This is a genomic window from Mesorhizobium sp. CAU 1732, from assembly GCF_039888675.1.
In the GTDB taxonomy this organism is placed as follows: domain Bacteria; phylum Pseudomonadota; class Alphaproteobacteria; order Rhizobiales; family Rhizobiaceae; genus Aerobium.
On sequence record NZ_JBDQQR010000001.1, the window covers coordinates 2,756,276 to 2,774,414 of the forward strand.

General features: G+C 66.5%; 13 protein-coding genes. 12 read left to right on the forward strand and 1 reads right to left on the reverse strand.

What is annotated here, in order from left to right; genetic code table 11:
- The first annotated feature begins 1 nt into the window (after position 1).
- From tssC (AAFN55_RS13425) to AAFN55_RS13480, 12 genes are read left to right on the forward strand one after another with little or no spacing between them, the layout of a single operon-like run.
- A complete protein-coding gene (gene tssC / locus AAFN55_RS13425) occupies positions 2-1,483 on the forward strand; it encodes a type VI secretion system contractile sheath large subunit (RefSeq protein WP_347799340.1) in 1,482 nt (493 codons plus the stop codon).
- Between the two features lie 54 nt (positions 1,484-1,537).
- Positions 1,538-2,926 (forward strand): type VI secretion system contractile sheath large subunit, encoded by a 1,389-nt coding sequence (tssC, locus tag AAFN55_RS13430; protein ID WP_347800257.1) that lies wholly within the window; start codon positions 1,538-1,540, stop codon positions 2,924-2,926.
- Entirely contained in the window at positions 2,923-3,747 is an 825-nt protein-coding gene (locus tag AAFN55_RS13435) for a type VI secretion system accessory protein TagJ (protein ID WP_347799341.1), read from the forward strand. The genes tssC (AAFN55_RS13430) and AAFN55_RS13435 overlap by 4 nt, the downstream gene beginning before the upstream one ends.
- Positions 3,740-4,249: a type VI secretion system baseplate subunit TssE gene (gene tssE, locus AAFN55_RS13440; protein ID WP_347799342.1), complete on the forward strand. Its 510-nt coding sequence runs from the start codon at positions 3,740-3,742 to the stop codon at positions 4,247-4,249. The genes AAFN55_RS13435 and tssE overlap by 8 nt, the downstream gene beginning before the upstream one ends.
- Positions 4,242-6,017 (forward strand): type VI secretion system baseplate subunit TssF, encoded by a 1,776-nt coding sequence (gene tssF, locus AAFN55_RS13445; protein ID WP_347799343.1) that lies wholly within the window; start codon positions 4,242-4,244, stop codon positions 6,015-6,017. The genes tssE and tssF overlap by 8 nt, the downstream gene beginning before the upstream one ends.
- An 11-nt stretch (positions 6,018-6,028) precedes the next feature.
- A complete protein-coding gene (gene tssG / locus AAFN55_RS13450; RefSeq protein ID WP_347799344.1) occupies positions 6,029-7,042 on the forward strand; it encodes a type VI secretion system baseplate subunit TssG in 1,014 nt (337 codons plus the stop codon).
- Positions 7,039-8,265, forward strand: coding sequence for an FHA domain-containing protein (locus tag AAFN55_RS13455; protein ID WP_347799345.1), 1,227 nt, complete (start codon positions 7,039-7,041; stop codon positions 8,263-8,265). Before tssG ends, AAFN55_RS13455 begins: the two co-directional genes overlap by 4 nt.
- Positions 8,262-9,602 carry a type VI secretion system baseplate subunit TssK gene (gene tssK / locus AAFN55_RS13460; protein ID WP_347799346.1) on the forward strand — a complete coding sequence of 447 codons (1,341 nt, stop codon included), beginning with the start codon at positions 8,262-8,264 and terminating at the stop codon, positions 9,600-9,602. Before AAFN55_RS13455 ends, tssK begins: the two co-directional genes overlap by 4 nt.
- Entirely contained in the window at positions 9,599-11,119 is a 1,521-nt protein-coding gene (tssL, locus tag AAFN55_RS13465; RefSeq protein WP_347799347.1) for a type VI secretion system protein TssL, long form, read from the forward strand. The genes tssK and tssL overlap by 4 nt, the downstream gene beginning before the upstream one ends.
- Positions 11,116-14,577 carry a type VI secretion system membrane subunit TssM gene (tssM, locus tag AAFN55_RS13470; RefSeq protein WP_347799348.1) on the forward strand — a complete coding sequence of 1,154 codons (3,462 nt, stop codon included), beginning with the start codon at positions 11,116-11,118 and terminating at the stop codon, positions 14,575-14,577. The genes tssL and tssM overlap by 4 nt, the downstream gene beginning before the upstream one ends.
- 9 nt (positions 14,578-14,586) lie before the next feature.
- Positions 14,587-15,957, forward strand: coding sequence for a type VI secretion system-associated protein TagF (gene tagF / locus AAFN55_RS13475; RefSeq protein ID WP_347799349.1), 1,371 nt, complete (start codon positions 14,587-14,589; stop codon positions 15,955-15,957).
- A 20-nt stretch (positions 15,958-15,977) separates the two neighbouring features.
- Positions 15,978-16,826 carry a protein kinase gene (locus AAFN55_RS13480; RefSeq protein ID WP_347799350.1) on the forward strand — a complete coding sequence of 283 codons (849 nt, stop codon included), beginning with the start codon at positions 15,978-15,980 and terminating at the stop codon, positions 16,824-16,826.
- Positions 16,827-16,994: 168 nt separating this feature from the next.
- On the opposite strand, the gene AAFN55_RS13485 is transcribed toward AAFN55_RS13480, so the two are convergent.
- A complete protein-coding gene (locus tag AAFN55_RS13485; RefSeq protein ID WP_347799351.1) occupies positions 16,995-18,128 on the reverse strand; it encodes a polysaccharide biosynthesis/export family protein in 1,134 nt (377 codons plus the stop codon).
- Positions 18,129-18,139: the final 11 nt, after the last annotated feature.

The following is an 18,139-nucleotide window of genomic DNA, read 5'->3' on the forward strand; positions in this document are numbered from 1 at the left end:
GATGAGCGTTGAAACGCAAGTCAAGACCAGTGAAACCGTCACGCTCGACGGTGAAGAAAGCCTGCTCTCCAAGGTGGTCGCGGCGACGCGCCAGACGGAGCCTGACCGCGCGCAGAACCTGATCCGCACGCTGACCGACCAGGCGATGAAGGGCACGATCGTCTACGATCGCAACCTGACGATCACGCTGAACAACGCGATCGCGGCACTCGACGCCACGATCTCGAAACAGCTTGCCGCGATCATGCAGTCGCCGGAATTCACCAAGCTCGAAGGCACGTGGCGCGGCCTGCACTATCTGGTGTCGAACTCGGAGACGAGCGCGAACCTGAAGATCCGCGTGCTGAATGCCGGCAAGCGCGAAGTCTCCAAGGATTTGTCCAAGGCGGTCGAGTTCGATCAGTCGCGGCTGTTCAAGGCGATCTATGAGGACGAGTTCGGCACGCCGGGCGGCGAACCGCTCGGCGCGATCGTCGGCGATTACGAGTTCGACAATTCCTTCGAGGACGTCCAGCTCCTGCAAAGCATGTCGTCGATCGCAGCGGCCGCGTTCGCACCGTTCATCACCGCGGCAAGCCCGCGCATGTTCGGCTTCGAGGATTACCGCGATCTCGCCCGCCCGCGCGATCTCGAGAAGATTTTCGAGACGGTCGAATATGCGAAATGGCGGTCGCTGCGTGAGAGCGACGATTCGCGCTTCGTCACTTTGGCGCTGCCGCGCGTCCTGGCGCGCATGCCCTATGGCCCGCGCACCAACGTGGTCGACGAGTTCAACTACGACGAGACGAACGGCTCCAAGAACGGCGAGCTGCCGCATGAGCGATATTGCTGGATGAACGCGTCCTACGTGATGGGGACGCGTCTCACCGACGCCTTCGCCAAGAGCGGCTGGTGCACGGCCATCCGTGGCGCGGAGAACGGCGGCAAGGTCGAGAACCTGCCGATGCACGTCTTCGCCAGCGACGATGGCGACCTCGATCTGAAGTGCCCGACCGAAGTCGGCATCACGGACCGGCGCGACGCGGAACTCGGCAAGCTCGGCTTCCTGCCGCTGTGCCACTACAAGAACACCGACTATGCCGTGTTCTTCGGTGCGCAGACGGCACACAAGCCGAAGATCTACGACCGTCCCGAGGCGACCGCCAACGCGGCCGTGTCGGCGCGGCTTCCCTACATGATGGCCACCTCGCGTTTCGCCCACTACCTGAAGGTCATGGGTCGCGACAAGATCGGTTCCTTCATGGAGGCCGAGGATTGCGAGGCGTGGCTGAACCGCTGGATTTCCAACTACGTCAACGCCAATGACAGCGCGGGCGAGGATTCGCGGGCGAAGTATCCGCTGCGCGAAGCGCGGGTCACGGTGCAGGAAATTCCCGGAAAGCCCGGTTCCTACAATGCCGTGGCCTGGATGCGTCCGTGGCTGCAGATGGAGGAACTCACAACCTCGCTGCGCATGGTCGCGCGTATCCCGGCAAAGAGCTAGTCGGCTTTCTCAGCTCCGCGCCGTGAGAACGGTGCGGAGCCAAGCTCCGGATTGATGATGCAAGCAGCCTCGGGCACATCGTGGCGTCGGCGGGCCGATCAGCTCATTTCGCTGATCGACCAAGCGCTGAACCGTCAAGTCAATGCGATCCTTCACCATCCCGATTTCCAGGCCATGGAAGCGGGATGGCGGGGGCTCGCAATGCTCGTGCGCATGGGCTCGCAGACGACCGACGTGAAGATCAAGGTTCTGAGCGCGAGCTGGGACGAGCTGTCGCGCAGCATGCGCCGGGCCACGGACTTCGACCAGAGCAGCCTCTTCGATCTGGTCTACAGCCGCGAATTCGGCATGGCGGGCGGCGAGCCCTTCGGCCTGCTGATCGGCAATTACCATCTGTCGCCGCACGGCAGCGACGATACGATCGGCACGCTGGGCGATGTCGGCATGGTCGCAGCGGCGGCGTTCTGCCCCTTCGTGGCCGGCGCTTCGCCGATGATGGCGGGGCTTGAAAGCTTCGCCGAACTCAATCGCGTGTCGGACCCGGCGAAGCTGGTGGACGGGCAGCATGGCATCCGCTGGAACGCGCTGCGGGCGCGCGAGGATTCGCGGTTCATCGGCCTCGTTGCGCCACGTGTCCTGATGCGCGCGCCTTATGAGCCGCATTCGCTGCGACGCGACGACGGCTTTCCGTTTCGCGAGACGATCGCCTCCGACGGACGCACGCTTCTGTGGGGCAACGGTGCCTTCGCGTTTGCCGCGATCATCATCCGCAACTTCATCGAATCCGGCTGGTTCGCCGATATTCGCGGGGTCAGCCAGAATGCGGTCGATGGCGGGCTTCTGTCGGCGCAGGAGCTTGCGCCCTACGAACTCGGCACGGAAAGCGAGGGCCTGTCGGCGCAGGCGCCGGTCGAGGTGCGGCTGACCAGCAGCCAGGAACAGCAGTTCTGCGACCTCGGCCTGATCCCGGCGGCGAGCACCTATCTGTCGTCGTCTGCGATCTTCAATTCCAACCAGTCGATCCACGCGCCACAGCATTACGCGAACGAGAATGCGCGGCAGAACGCGCGGCTCGCCGCGATGCTGCAATACGTGCTCTGCGCGTCGCGCTTTTCGCACTACCTCAAGGTCATCATGCGCGACGAGATCGGCCAGCTATCGGATGCGCGCTCGATCGAGCGCAAGCTGTCCGACTGGCTCACCGGCTACACGCTGGGCAACGACGATGCCGACCTGGTCCTGCGCACGCGTTTCCCGCTGCGCTCGGCCGGCATCAAGGTCGAGGAGGTTCCGGGAAAGCCGGGCATCTTCTCGTGCACCGTCAGGCTCCAGCCGCATTACCAGCTCGATGACGTCTCGACGAGCTTCCACCTCATTGCAGAAACGGCGACCGCGCAGCCCGGCGCCTACGCACCCATCGCAGAGCAAAGGATGTCCGCATGACACTTTCCGCAAAGATCGCGACGCTGCTTGGCGAGGACGCCCTGTCGATGGCTCTCAATGAGGCGCGCGACCATGTGAAATCCGATCCGGGCGACAAGCATGCGCGCCATCTCTACATCGACCTGCTGATCGTGGCGGGAGACTACGAAAAGGCGGACGCGCAATGCAGCCTGGCAGCGACCTTCTCGCCGGAGGACACCATGGGTTTCGCGCTTCTTCGAAACCAGTTGCGCGCCATGGCCGCGCGCGATGCGTGGTTTCAGAGCGGCGCGGTGCCGTCCTTCCCCAACGGTCCGACAGCGCTCGACCGGGCTGCGATCGATATGGCGCTGTCGGTGCGCGAGGGAAGCGTCGACAACACGCAAGACGCACTGTCCCGGCTCGACGAACAGCGCGGCGAGCAGGCCATGATCTGGAACGGCAAGCAGGTTGCCGACTTCCGCGATCTCGATGATCGGCTGCCGCATGCGCTCGAAGCCCTGATGACCGGCGGCGCCTATCTCTGGGTCGATTTCTCGCGCATCGCCTCTGTGACGGTCGAGCCGATCGAGCGTCCGCGCGACCTGGCGTTCCGGCGGGCGGAACTGTCCCTCAAGGACGGCGCGACCGCCCCGGTCCTGCTCCCGGCGATCTATCACGGCACCGGCAATGAGCCCCGGCTGCGTCTGGGCCGGGAAACCGAGTGGGTCGAGGAGGCCGGTATCACGACCGGGCGCGGGCAGCGCTGCTTCCTGGCCGGCGACGAGCTGGTCTCGTTCCACGACGCCAGATCGTTCGGCGTCGAACCGGCCGGCGAACGCGAAAGTGTCATGAATGGCTGACGCGCTCGAACGCTATAGGCCCGGAGACCGCATCCTTGCCCGCTCGATTCTCGACCGGCTGGTGGATGCCGATCCCGACGCGCAGATCGATCCGCCATCGAGCATGGTCGATCAGGTTCGCGAGATGCGCGAGGCGATCCGGCGCGATCTCGAGGCGCTGCTCAACACGCGCCGCTGCCCTGTCGCGACGCCGGGCGGTCTGGTCGAGCTGAAGGATGCACTGCATGCCTATGGCGTCGACGGGATCGTGTCGGCCAATCTGGTGACCGACGAATCCAAGCTCGCGCTGGCGCGTTCGATCGAGCGCCGCATCGCACTGTTCGAGACGCGGCTGTCGGACGTGCGCGTCACGATCCTGCACAATCGCAGTTCGGTGGAGCGGACGCTGCGCATGCGTATCCAGGCCTCGTTCCGGCTCTATGATGGCATGCCGCCGATCAGCTTCGAATCCACCATCGATCCGTCGACGCAACGTTTCCTCGTGGAGGCTGCGCGTGGCTGAAGGCTTCCTGCAGCGCTACAATGACGAACTCGCCGCATTGCGCAGGCGGGCGTCACGCTTTGCCGAAAGCTTTCCCAAGATCGCCGGGCGGCTGCGCGTCACCGGCGAGATCGCTGACGACCCGCATGTCGAGCGGCTGATCCAGAGCTTCGCCTATTCCGCCGCCCGCATCCGCCAGAAGCTGGACGACGAGTTTCCCGAGCTGACGAGCGGACTGCTCGAAACGCTCTATCCGCATTATCTCGCGCCGATCCCGTCGATGAGCATCGTGCGCTTCACGCCCGGCGACACGCTGGCCGGCGTGCAGACCGTGCCGCGGCACACGGAAATCCTGGCCGAGCCGATCGGCGGCGAGACCTGCCGTTTTCGCACCACGCAGGATGTCGAGATCGCGCCGGTCCATCTCGAAGCAGCGCGGCTGAGCGGGTTGCCGATCGAAGCGCCGCTGTCGTCGTTCGGCGGCGCTGCGTCCTGCCTGCGCCTGTCGCTCCGCCACAACGACGCGTCCAAGTCTCTCGCGGAAACCGGCCTGCGCAGCCTGCGCTTTCATCTCGCGTCGGGATGGCGGGAGGCGAGCGCGCTTTACGAACTTCTCGCAAACCACACGATCGGGATCGCGCTGGCGCGTCATGCCGACGACCCCGATGCCGTCTTCCTGTCGCGCGACCATCTGCGGCGGGTCGGTTTCGCGGACGGCGAGGCGATGCTGCCCTATCCGTCATCGAGCTTCACGGGTTACCGGCTGCTGACCGAGTTCTTCGCGCTGCCGCAGAAATTCCTGTTCCTGGACATCGCCGGGCTGGAGCGCTGGCAGGGCGAGACGTTGGAGATTTTCGTCTATCTCGATGACGCCGATACCAAGCTGGAGCGCAGCGTCGGCACGCGGGATTTCGCGCTGCACGCGACGCCGGTCGTCAATCTCTTCCGCCAGTCCTGCGAGCCGATCCTGCTCGACGGCGCGCGCACCGAGCATCGCCTGCTGCCGGATTCGCGCCGTCAGCGGACGCGCGAAATCCACTCCGTCGAACGCGTTCTGGTGACTGGGCGCGACGGCCGCGAAGAGACATGCCGGCCGTTCTTCGGCCGCTCGTTGCGCGGCAGCGCGACCGATCGTTTCTGGCAGATCGAGCGCCATTTCGAGGATGGCGAAGGGTTCTGCGACATCGCCTTCGTGGATGCGGACCGGCATGTGTCAAGCGGGCTCGACGCGGTCGCGAGCATCGATGCGCTTTGCCTCAATCGCGACCTGCCGGAAAAGCTTCCCTTCGGCGGCGGGCATCCGCACCTCCAGATCGCGTCCGGCCACGAAGCGGTCGCCAAGGTCGAGGCGCTGATGCCGCCGACACCTTCTGTTCGCATGCAGGACCATGACGGGCGGAACTGGCGGCTGATGTCGCATTTGCAGCTCAACCATCTGTCGCTGTTCGACAATGAGGGGGCCGCGCTCAAGGATATCCTCTCGCTCTACGCGTTTCGCGACGCGCCCGAGACGAAGCAGCTCGTCGATGCGATCGTGGCCGTTCAGGCGCGGCCATCGACGGCGCGGCTCGGCAGCGGCGGCATGGTGCCGGGCACGGAAATCGCCATCACCTTCGACCCGGCGATGATCGATCGCGGATCGGCCTATCTGTTCGGTGCCGTGCTGGAGTGTTTCTTCGGGCTCTATACGTCCATCAATACGTTCACGCGGTTGACGGCCTCGATGCGGGGCCAGTCGACGCCGATCGCAAAATGGCAGGCGCGCGCCGCCGAGCGGCCATTGTTGTAGGGGAGGGTAGGATGAACCAGGCGCTCCGACCCGACAGCATCGACCTCGCCGAAAGGCTGGAAGCCGATCCCGGCCATTTCGAGCCGACGACCGCGTTCCGGGTCGCGCAATCGGCGGGCGAGACGCTCGAAATCGTCTCCTATGTCGGCGTCTCGACCGCACCCGTTGCCGTAGACGCGCTGCGGCGCGGCGACGGCAAGGCCAGCGTGCGCACGACATTTCCCGGTCTTCTCGGCCCCATCGGCGCGCTGCCTCCCGCCTACAACGAAGTCGTCATGCGCGAGGAGCGCAATCGGTCGCGCGGCCTCAAATCGTTCTTCGACATGCTCAGCGCGCGCATGGCCGAGCTGTTCGTCGATGCATGCGAGAAGTATCGCCTGCCGCGCCTCCTGCGCTGGCGGCACGGTGCTGCGACGACCGCCTTCACCGACGCGCTTTTCGCGCTGGCCGGTTTCCGCACCGCGCGCCTGCGCGAGACGAGCGGCGTGGATGAAGATCTCATCTTGCGCTACAGCGGCTTCTTCGCAGCGCGCACCCGCAACGCCACCAGCCTCGCCGCCATGCTGCGCGAGGTGACCGGATTGTCGGTGCGGATCGAGCTGTTTCGTGGCCGCTGGCTGCCGGTGCCGGAAACCGAGCAGAGCCGGATGGGCCGAGGCGACGGCATCCAGCTTGGCGTCAACGCGATGGCAGGCTCCGCGATCCGCGATTTCAGCGGCGGCTTTCGCATCGTCGTCGGCCCGCTGGACTACGGCGACTATCTGGCGCTTGCGCCCGGCAGCCGCGCCGCCCGCGAACTCTTCGCGCTAACGCGGCTGTATGTCGGCTCCGGGCTCGATTTCGACGTTCAGGTCATCCTGCGCAAGGAGCACGTTCCCTTCTGCACGCTCGGCGGCAGCGGGCTCGATCGTCCGCGCCTCGGCTGGAACAGTTGGGCGCTTGGCCAACCCGCGGCGCGCGACAGCGGCGATGCCATCCTGACGCACAGCGCCGTCTATGGCGACGAGGGGAGGGCGGCCCCATGACGCTGCGCCTCGAATTGAAACCGACACACGGGTTCCCGCAGGGCGAGCCGCGCCAGCGCTGGTATTTCGAGACCGGCAGCCGCACGGTGGGCCGCGCGAGCGACTGCGACTGGCAGATCCCGGATCCGAAGCGCACCATCTCCAAGGTGCATTGCGTGATCGAAAGCGATCGCGACGGCTTCCTGCTGCGCGACAAGAGCGCGAACGGCACGCGCGTCGATGGCGTCATCGTGCATGAAGCCGAGACCGCGCGGCTCGACGCCGGCTCGGTCGTGGAACTGGGTGGCTTCTCGCTGGTCGTCGCGATGAGCGGCGAGCGGGACGCCGACCATGACGACCCCGATGCCGACCTCGCTCTCGACGCCGACAGCCTGACGATTTCGTCCATCCTGTCCGATATCGCGCCGTCGAGCCGCAGCGCCAGCGGTCTGCGCGGTGGCGTGACGTCCGATCCCGACTGGCTCTCCGCCAGTTCGCCCCGCGAGACGCCCAATCCGGACGCACCGTCGTCGCGCAATGTCGCGATCGGCTGGGACGGCGCGCCGGATACCGGAGGGTTCAACGTCCTGCCGGACGACTGGCACGTTGAGACCGGAACCAGCAGCCGCTTCGAACACGTCTCCGCCACGCGCGCGCCGATACCGCTGAAGCGGAACCGGCCGGTGGAGGAGCCTGCGGCAGCAGACACACCGGAACGAACGGATGCTGCGCCGGAGCCCGCCGAGCCGCTGGTCGTGACCGGGGCGACCCATGTGAACGGAGCCGTCGCGTCCGCGCCCGACCTGCGGCGTCTCGAAGCGCTTCTGGCGCGGTGCGAGGAAGCGAATGCCGACCTCCTCGCAAGGCTCGACATGGCCGGCGCGGAAGACGCGTTTCCCCGTGGCCTGTTTTCAAATGCGGACGAGGATGTGATGGCGGCTCGGCTCGAAGCGCTGCTGCGCAAGCAGGCCCGGCTCGCCACGGCGCTGGACGGCATGTTCGCTCATGCCACGCGCCACTTCGATCCGTCGGTTCTGGAATCCAGGATCGACGCCGAACCGCGCCGGTTCGCCTGGCGCGGCGACCGCACCTACTGGCAGGCCTATTGCGCCCAGTTCGACGATGAAGGCGGGCGGCTCTCGGTTCGGGACGTGCTGTGTGAGGGCGCTTTTCACGCGCTTCGCAACGACGACGCCGGCGAGACGACGCCCGATGATGACAGAGAGGTTGACCCACACCCATGAGATACGAGAACAGGGTTGCCTGGAACGAGGGTATGTTCCTGCGCGTGCAGCACTTCCAGCAGGCGGATCGCTGGACCGAGCGGCTGGTGCGCACGAGCCTGCGCGAGCTGTCGCCCTATCCGTGGGGCGTGGCCGAGATCGGCATCGACCGCAGCGCGCTTGCGATCGGCCAGTTCGCGCTGTCGCATCTGCGCGGGATGCTGCCGGACGGCACGCTGTTCGAGGCCCCGGTGGACGCCGACCTTCCGCCGCCGCTCGATCTGGATGAAAGCGTGCGCGATGCCGTGATCTATCTGGCGCTGCCGGCGCGCCGGTCAGGCAAGGCCGACGTGGCGATGAATGGCGGCGCGTCGTCCAACGGGGTGCGCGTCGTCGCCTCTGCCTATGAAGCGCCGGACGCCAATGTCGAGACCGACTTCATGGCGCCGATCGACGTCGGGCGGCTCAACCTGCGCTATCTCAAGACCGGCGACGATCTGTCGGGATACGAACTTCTGGGGCTGGCGCGCGTCAGCGAGGTCCGCTCCGACAAGGCTGTGATCCTCGATCCGGGCTTCATCGCGCCGTCGCTGAACTGCGCCGCCGAGCCGCGCCTGAGCGAGCTGATCACCGAACTTCTCGGCATCGTGCGTCATCGCGCCGGCGCGATCGCGGAACGCATCGGCGATCCGACCATCCGCGGAACGGCGGAAGTGGGCGACTACCTGCTGCTGCAAATCCTGAACCGCGCCGACCCGATGCTCGCCCACATCTCGGCGAACGCCACGCGCATGCATCCGATCACCTTCTACGAACTGTGCATCCAGCTTGCGGGCGAGCTTGCGACCTTCACTTTCGATTCCAAGCGCGCGAGCGACTTTCCGCCCTACCGCCATGACGATCTCAAGGCGGCGTTCGGGGCGGTGTTCGACGACCTTCGCACGTCTCTGTCGGCCGTTCTGGAACAGGCGGCGGTTGCCGTCGAGCTTGTCGAGCGCCGCCACGGCGTTCGCGTCGGCACGATCAACGATCGCACGCTTCTGCGCGACGCGGGCTTCGTGCTGGCGGTACGCGCGGAAATGTCGGCCGAGGACATCCGCCGCAACCTGCCGGCGCAGATCAAGGTCGGCCCCGTCGAGCGCATCGCGGAACTGGTCAACGTCGCGCTGCCGGGCATTCCGGTGCGCTCGCTGCCCGTTCTGCCGCGCCAGCTCCCCTACCGGTCCGGCACGATCTATTTCGAGCTCGATACCAAGAACGCGCTCTGGAAGCAGCTCGACACGTCGGGTGCGATCGCGATCCACCTTGCCGGCAATTTCCCTGAAATCGAAATGGAACTCTGGGCGTTGAGAGAATGAACAAGGAGACCCCCATTTCCTGGCAGGACCTGCCGACCGTCATCGAACTGACGGAAGAAAGCGCGCGCAAGCAGAAGACCGCGCGCCAGATGGCCGAGATCCTGGACGACGTGCTGGAGCCGGCTCCGTCATCCGACCGGGCGGCGACGCCCGGCAAGCCGGCGGCGACCGCATGGTCGGTCGAGGCCCTGGTGCGCGACTTCCGCTTCGGCGGCGGCGAGGTTCCGACGCTGGTCGCATCGGCCGCGCCGCTGCTCAATCTCGCGCACGCGATCCGTCAGACCGACGCGCAGCCGGACATCGACCAGTTGCGGCGGGTGACGATGGAAGCCATTCGCCGCTACGAGCGTGATCTGGCCAGCGCCCGCATCAGCCCCGAGCGCGCCCGCGCGGCTCACTACGTGGTCTGCGCGACTGTCGACGACGTGATCCTGAGCAAGCCCTGGGGCGTGCGCGCCGGATGGGCGCGATCGGGCCTCGTTTCGACCTTCCACATGGATGTGACCGGCGGCGACAAGGTGTTCGACCTGCTCGACCATTTCCACAAGACGCCTGCGTCCAGCAAGGACCTCCTGCTGCTGATCTATCTGTCGCTGTCGCTCGCCTTCGAGGGCCGCACGCGCGTCTCGCCGCGCGGGACGCTGGAACTGAGCCGCATCCGCGACAATCTCTACAAGACCCTGCTCGGCCAGTACGGCGTGTTCGAACGCGAGCTGTCGCCGCACTGGAAGGGCGTGGTGGCGCGTCACAAGCCGCTGCGCACGGCGGTGGCGCTGTGGACGCTCCTGTCGCTGCTCGCGCTGATTTTCGCGTTCGGCTATCTCTTCTTCACCCTGTCGCTCAACCGCGCCTCGGACGGCACCTTCTCGCGCCTGGCGAACCTGCCGCCCGCGGAAGCGCCAAGCGTTGCCGCTCTGCCGCGCGCCGAGCCGGTCGTCGAGGAACCGCCGCGCGAAGAGCCTGTCGTCGTGATACCTCCGCAGCAGCCGGCGCCGCCGAGCGCGCTTGAAAACCTGCTCGCCTTCCTCGAGCCCGAGGTGGCGCGCGGAACCGTGACGCTTCACGATTCCGATGGCCGCCTTCTGGTGCGGATCGCGAATACCGGCCTGTTCGCCACCGGCAGCGCGGAAATCAACGACGAGTTCCGCGCCCTGTTCAACCGGATCGGCGGCGCCCTGGCATCGGAGAACTTCCGGGCCGTCGTCGTGGGCTACACCGACAACAGGCCGATGCGCGGCAGCCTGCAATATCCGTCGAACTTCCAGCTCTCGGAAGCGCGCGCCAAGGCGGTGGGCGACATTCTCGCCGAGTTCACCGGCGCGCAGGCGATCCTGACGCGCGGCCGCGCCGACAGCGACCCGGTCGCAGACAACGCTACCGAGGAAGGACGCGAGGCCAATCGGCGGACGGAAATTCTCGTCCTGACCGACCCGAGCGAGAGCCTCGAAGCCGTCGGCATCGCGCCGTTGCAGACGACGCCGCTCGATACGGGTGACGTGCAGGAGACCACGCCATGAACCCGATGAGCTATTTCTACACGCTGCGCGCCTACGTCGAATCCTATGCGGGGTTCCTCGGCGCGCGGTTCCTGTCGCTCATCTGGGTCATCGCGATCTGCGTCGTCGTCTGGCTCTACGGCCATCTCGCCGCCTATGGCGACTTCAAGCCGCTCGCCAGCACGACGGCGCGCCTGACCGTCATCGGCGTGGTGATCGCGGCATGGGCGATCTACATGATCGTCACCGTCGTGCGCGCCCGCCGCCGCGACAAGGCGCTCGCGGACGACATCGAGAACGATGCGGCGGCTGAAGCCGCGAACCGCCAGCAGGCGGAAGTCGGCGAAATCCGCGACCGGCTGCGCGAGGCACTGGCCCTGATGCGCCGCGTAACGCGCAAGCGCTTCGGCTATGTCTACGAGCTTCCCTGGTACGTGATCTTCGGGGCACCGGGTTCCGGCAAGACGACCGCGCTGACCAATTCAGGGCTCAAGTTTCCGCTCGGCGAAGCGATGGGCACGAAGTCCGTGCAGGGCATCGGCGGCACGCGCAACTGCAACTGGTGGTTCACCGACGAGGCGATCCTGATCGACACCGCCGGCCGCTACACCACGCAGGACGATCTCGACGGCGCATCCAAGGCCGGCTGGGAAGGCTTCCTCGGCCTCTTGAAAAAGTACCGCCGCTCGCAGCCGATGAACGGCGCGCTGGTGACGATTTCGATCGGCGATCTGCTGACCCGCGATTCCGCCGCGCGGCTGGAGGAGATGCGCGCGATCCGCCAGCGACTTTCGGAACTCGACGAGTTCCTTCAGGCCCGCGTGCCGGTCTATCTCGTCCTGACCAAGGCCGATCTGCTGCCGGGGTTCGTGGAATTCTTCGACGGATTCAACAAGTCGGATCGCGAGCAGGTGTGGGGCACGACGTTCGGCCTGGAGGAAAGCTACAAGTCGCAGGACCTGCCCGACCGCTTCCTCGAGGAGTTCGCGCTGTTGCAGGAGCGCGTCGGCTCGATGCTGATCGAGCGCATGCAGCAGGAGCAGGACATCGAGGCTCGCGGGCGGCTGTTCCGGTTTCCGGCCGAACTCGCCTCCCTCAAGGAGCGTCTGCACGAGGTTCTGACGGAGCTCTGCTCCGGCTCGAGGCTGGTCGAGGCGCCGCTGCTGCGCGGCGTCTATTTCGCGTCCGGCACGCAGGCGGAAGAGGCGGCTTCCGCCCATGCGGCACCGCGCGCGCGGCGCAGCTATTTCCTGTCGCGGCTGTTCTCCGACGTCATCTTCGGCGAGGCGTCGCTGGTGGCGCGCGACAAGCGGCTGTCGCGGCGGCAATTCGTGATGCGCCAACTCGCCTATGGTGTGGCGACTGCGGTCCTGCTGATCGTGCTGGCAAGCTGGACCATGACTTACTTCCACAATTCCGGTGCGATCGCGCAGGCCGAAGAGCGCATCGACGCGTATGAGGATCTGGCCCGCAACATTCCCGTCCGCGACGTCGCGGATGCGGACTTCCTGCGTGTGCTGCCCTCGCTCGACAACCTGCGCAACATCAATTCCGGCTTCACCGTTCGCCCGGTCTGGCAGGTGAGTTTCGGCCTCGACCAGGAGGCCAAGATCGCCAGCCGCCAGCGCGAAGCCTACCAGAAGGCGCTCAACGGCCTGCTGCTGCCCCGCATGCTCTACCATCTCCAGACGCGGCTGGCCGAGGCGGACGATCCGGCGCGCTCTTTCGACGATCTCAAGCTCTATGCGATGCTCGGCGGCATGGGTCCGGCAAACCCCGATTTCGTCGCGGTGCGCGCGCAGGATATGTTCACCGAACTCTACCCCGGAGAGGGTCGCGCCCCCACGCGCGACGCGCTCGTCGCCCATGCCGAGGCACTGGCTTCCGGGCCGATCCAGCCGATCACGCTGGACGACCGGCTGATCGCCGACGCCCGCGCCATCATCCGCGAGCGCAGCGTCGCCGCGCGTGCCTACGACATCCTTCGCGACCAGCGCGCCTCGCGGCTGCTGCCCGCATGGGTTCCAGCCGAAGCGCTGGGGCCGCTCGGCGAGCAGGCGTTCACGCGGACCTCGAAAGCCTCGATGCGTGAGGGTATCTCCGGCTTCTTCACCGCGCGCGGCTATCAGGCCGTCGTGGCGCCCTCGCTCGAAACGGCGGCGCGGGAAGCGCTGGACGAGGAATGGGTGCGCGGCGAACAGAACCCCGCCGGAACGACCATCGACAGCGTGTCGCAGGCAGCACTCCAGCTTTATTTCGATAATTTCGAAACCCAGTGGAGCGAGCTTCTCACCGATCTGAGGCCGCGTCCGTCGCAGTCAATCGGCGATGCGGCGGAAACCACCCGGATGCTGGCCGGCAATCCGCCGCCGCTGGAGGCCGCGGCCAAGGCGATTGCCGAGGCGACGAACCTCCAGCCGCTCGGTGCGGCCGTCGGCGAAGCCACGGGAGGGGTGATCGCCGGATCGGGCCTCACGCCGCCCGACCCGTTCGGCGCGCTGCGCGAGGCGGTCGCGGCGTCAACGAACGGCAGCGCGCCGACGCAGAATGGCGAGCAGCCGACCCCGATGGCCGCGTTGCAGGCATCGATCACCACGCTCCACGGCCAATTGTCGCGCGCGGCGACCTCCACCGCCGAAGTCGCGCAGGTCTTCAACGTCGACAGCCAGTTGACAGCTGCCAACCAGGATTTGCTCCAGCAGGGCAGGCGGATGCCCGCGCCGCTGGACACATGGGTGGCGAGCGTTGCCGCAGACATCGGTTCGCTGGCGGTGAAGACCGCCCGGCAGAGGCTTGGCGATCTCTGGGCGTCGGAAGGTTCGATCTGCTCGACGATCGTGTCGGGCCGCTACCCGTTCACCCGCTCGTCCTCGCGCGACGTCGCGATGGGCGACTTCGTCCGGCTGTTCGGACCGTCCGGCGTGTTCCAGCGCTTCTTCACGGAGCGGCTTGAACCCTTTGTCGACACGACCGTTTCGCCATGGACGTGGCGCGGCACGTTCGGTGCGCCGGGAGAAGCGAGCGAAGCGCTCGCCCAGTTCGAGAATGCCGACCGTATCAAGCGCGCCTTCTTCCGGGACGGTGCGGAGGACCCCAGCCTGTCGATCAACATTCGCCCGGTCGCGCTGGGGAATGCCACCGAGGCGGTCATGATGGAGATCGAGGGAGAAAGCGTCGTCTACAACGCGAACGGCGCGGCACGCTCGAAGTCGATCCCGTGGCCGTCCGCCCAGTCGGAGAATTCGTCGCGTCTGATGTTCCTTCCGGGAGGGCGTGCGGAAGCCATCACCGAGAACGGCGACTGGTCGATCTTCCGCCTGTTCGACCGCGCCGAGATTTCGGACCAGACGGACGATCTGTTCCGGGCGCGTTTCGAAAATGCCGGCAAGGGGGCGGAATTCGACGTGCAGTTCGGCTCGGTGCTCAATCCGTTCAGGCTTCCGGCCATGGCGGAATTCCAGTGCCCGGCGCAACTCTGAGGGGAGGGGATGAACCAGCGTGAGGTAACCACGGCGGCGACGGATCGCATCGGCTTCTTCGGCAAGGTGCCGACGCATGGCGATTTCATCGCCTCGGGCATGAACGCCGCCTTTCAGGAGGCGCTCGACCAATGGCTGCAAGCCGGCCTGCAGATGAGCGAGGACACCTTCGGCACGGCGTGGCGCGAGCGGTTTCGCACGATGCCGGTCTGGCGCTTCGTGGTGCCGCGCGGATTGTGGGGGCCGGCGACGCATGCCGGCGTGCTGCTGCCCAACAGCGATCGGGTGGGACGCAGCTTTCCGCTCGTGGTGGTCGCGCAACTCGCCGGTTATCGCGAGGACCCGCGCCTGCTGTGCTTCGACGACACATGGTTCACGGCTGCCGAAGCGCTGGCCGAGACATCGCAGACCAGCGAATTCGATCTGACGAGCTTTCCCGCGGCCGTCAAGCGGCTGCGCCTGCCCTATGCCCGCGACGACGAGCGGGACGAGGCCAAGTCGTCTCCGAGCCGGCTTTCTTCCACCTCTTTGTGGTGGACCATCGACCCGGACACCCGCAAGGCGCGCGGCTTCAGCACCGAAGCGACGCCGTCGGCGCAGGATTTCCTCCGGCTCTTCGATGTGGCGAGGCCCGCGGCCGACACGACGACTGAGGCTGCAAGCACCGCAGAGCAGCCGCCGGAACCGGCGTTAGAGCAGCCGCCGGAACCGGACGAACGGCCTCCGCTCGAACGCAGCTATGCGACGCATCCGGGCACGCGGCTGACCGTCAACAGCGACGCGCTTCTGCTGTCGGAAAACCCGCTTCTGTTCGCCGTGGCGGACGGTGTGGGCGACGATGCGAGGGCGACCGAAGCCGCCAAGATGATCGCGAACGCGCTGTCCGGCACCCTTGCGCAGGACGATCTGGCGAGCCTCGTTCAGGAGGTGAAGGGCAAGCTTGGCCGCGCGCAAGGCCTGCTGCAGGCAGCGGCCGGCGGCGCGGAATCCCCGCAGGCGAGCGTCGTCGCGCTGGTCAGCGCCGGCCCGGATTTCGCCGCCATCTGGGCCGGCGACGCGCGCCTTTACCTGATGCGGGACGGCACGATGCGCGCGCTGACGCGAGACCATGTCGAGGTCGGCCTGAGGCGACGATTGGCGCGCAGCGTCGGCGGCGAGCGCCAACTTGTGCCGGAAGTCGTGATCGACCACTTCAAGCGCGGCGACCGCATTCTCCTGTGCAGCGCGCCGCTCTCGCGAACACTGGACGAGCGCGCCATCGCAGCCGTGCTCGGCGACACGCCGGTCGCGGATGCCGCATCCACCCTCGTTCAGGAGGGGCTCATCGCCGGCGTGCGCGACAATGTCAGCGCGATCGTCATCGGCGTCGCCGAGGAATGAGCGCGGATCGTCCAGCCGGCATGGACGCGATCGCAGACCGCTATGCCGAGCTGTGGCGCTCGATCCGCAATGATGGCGACATGCCGCGCGATCCTTCGGAAGCCATGCTGTTTCTCGACCGGGTTCGCGCCGCGCTGGACCGGCAGAGCGCGACGCTCGACGCGCGCGCAGATGCGCGGATCGTGGCCAACAGTTTCATCGTCGAGGCGGTCGCGCATGAGGGCGACCGCACGCAAATCCTGAAATTGCGTCACCGCGACCTCGGAACGCATCACGCGTTGAAGACGCCGACGCAGACGCATGATGCCGTCGCGGCCGGGTTGCTCCTGCGGGAAGCGCGGCTGATGTCGGCGATGCGCCATCCCAACATCGTGTCCGCCGAAATGGTTCTGCGCCTGTCCGATGGCCGTCCCGCACTGGTGATGGAATGGATGGCGGGCAGCGTGGCGGACATTCTCAACGGCGCTCTCTCGATCACCGGCGAACGGCTCCATGGCTACGCCCGGGATATGCTCTCGGGTCTCGCCGCGATCCACGACGCCGGCATGGTTCATGCCGACATCTCGCCGCGAAACCTGCTCCTGACTGCGGGGGATATGCCAACGCTCAAGATCGCCGATTTCGGCATCGCGCTGGAGCATGGGGAAACGCATGCTTCGCTCGGGCTGGCTTCGGCCGGGTCGCCCGGGTTCGGTGCACCTGCTGGCGCCGCAGACAGGGCTGGCGATGTGCGCGCCTGCGGGGCGGTTTTCGCCTTGATGCTCGACCGCACCGCGAACCCGGAGCCTCATCTGACGGAACTCTGCGCAACGCTTCGCAACGCGCCCGCCGGCATGAGCGCGCGCGCCGTTCTCGACGCGCTCGTATAATGCGGTTCTGGAGGGGGTGTGTCGGTGAAAACCTGAAACGACCTAAAGCGTGTCGCGATCCTTCGCATTCGCTTCCAGCGCTTTGGGTCTTTGTCTTTTACGTATGTCTTTATGCCAAAACCTGTCCCCCACTTTCGGGAGACATGCTTTAGCGTTACGGTCGGCTGCTCAGTTGAGAGCGGGTGCGACCGCCGCGGGCAGTGCCTGGCTCTTCTGGAACACGGTAACCAGTTTCGCGGCGTCGACCATGTTCGCGTTGGTCGCGACGAGAAGATCGCCGTCCCTGATCTGGAACTGCTGCATCAGGAGTAGGTTCGAGACCTGGCGCATGTCGATGCGGTAGACGACAGGCTTGGTGGTGATGAACGGCGTTCCCGGGTTCTTGCCGGCCGAGATGTAGGCGGCATCGGTGCGAACCGGCTGGTTGCGCATCAGATAGACATGGCGCGCATTGGCCTGATCGTCGAGCAGGCCCCCCGCGCGGCCGACAGCCTGGGCGAGCGACATCTTGCCGGGCTCGAATTCGAATTCGCCGGTGCTCTTGAACGCGCCGAACGCGGTGAAGCTCGACGCGTCGCCTTCGACGAAGATCTGGTCTTCCGGCATCAGGCGGATGTTCTGGCTGTCGTCGCTGAGGATGCGCGCGAGCGTCGTGCCTGCGCGATGCTGGCCGCGCACGAGCGTCACGGTGGTCGCGCCCGGAGCGCCGTCGGCCCCGCCCGCAAGGGCGATCGCGTCGAGCACGCGCTCGCGGTTGCTGGTGAGCGGGAAGCGGCCGGCGCCGCGTACCTTGCCGTTGACGGTCACGCTGCTGGTGGGCTTGTCGACGACGGTGACGACTGCCTGCGGATTGACGGATGAGCCGCGCAGCCCGTTGACGATCTGGCGCTGCAGGCCTTCGGGCGTCGAGTCGATCACGCGCTGGCGACCGACGAAGGGCATGGTGACGAAGCCGCTTTCATCGACCGTGAAGCGACCGAGGTTGAGCGTCTTGCTGTCCGTCGGCGAAAACAGGCCTTCCTCGCCGGTGTCGAGGACGGTCACCTCGATGACGTCGCCGCGACGCAGACGCGCGTTCATGCTGCCGTCGGACTGGAACGGGCTCAGCCCCCTGTCCGTCGGCGCAAAGGACATCGCCGTTGCGGGCGTATCCATCGGCGCATCCGCGAGATCGATGATCGGAATCCGCTCGTTGCTGTTGGGGAGCCTGGCGCTGTTGATGTCGCCGACAGTGGGGCCGGATGATGGGCTCGCGCACGCGCTCAAAGCGCCGGCCAGCAAGATTACAGCAACCCGCAGCATCGCCCCTCCAG

Coding starts and splice junctions, on each gene's coding strand:
- tssC (WP_347799340.1), top strand. CDS start 2: ATGAGCGTTGAAACGCAAGTCAAGACCAGTGAAACCGTCACGCTCGAC.
- tssC (WP_347800257.1), top strand. CDS start 1,538: ATGATGCAAGCAGCCTCGGGCACATCGTGGCGTCGGCGGGCCGATCAG.
- AAFN55_RS13435 (WP_347799341.1), top strand. CDS start 2,923: ATGACACTTTCCGCAAAGATCGCGACGCTGCTTGGCGAGGACGCCCTG.
- tssE (WP_347799342.1), top strand. CDS start 3,740: ATGGCTGACGCGCTCGAACGCTATAGGCCCGGAGACCGCATCCTTGCC.
- tssG (WP_347799344.1), top strand. CDS start 6,029: ATGAACCAGGCGCTCCGACCCGACAGCATCGACCTCGCCGAAAGGCTG.
- AAFN55_RS13455 (WP_347799345.1), top strand. CDS start 7,039: ATGACGCTGCGCCTCGAATTGAAACCGACACACGGGTTCCCGCAGGGC.
- tssK (WP_347799346.1), top strand. CDS start 8,262: ATGAGATACGAGAACAGGGTTGCCTGGAACGAGGGTATGTTCCTGCGC.
- tssL (WP_347799347.1), top strand. CDS start 9,599: ATGAACAAGGAGACCCCCATTTCCTGGCAGGACCTGCCGACCGTCATC.
- tssM (WP_347799348.1), top strand. CDS start 11,116: ATGAACCCGATGAGCTATTTCTACACGCTGCGCGCCTACGTCGAATCC.
- tagF (WP_347799349.1), top strand. CDS start 14,587: ATGAACCAGCGTGAGGTAACCACGGCGGCGACGGATCGCATCGGCTTC.
- AAFN55_RS13480 (WP_347799350.1), top strand. CDS start 15,978: ATGGACGCGATCGCAGACCGCTATGCCGAGCTGTGGCGCTCGATCCGC.
- AAFN55_RS13485 (WP_347799351.1), bottom strand. CDS start 18,128: ATGCTGCGGGTTGCTGTAATCTTGCTGGCCGGCGCTTTGAGCGCGTGC.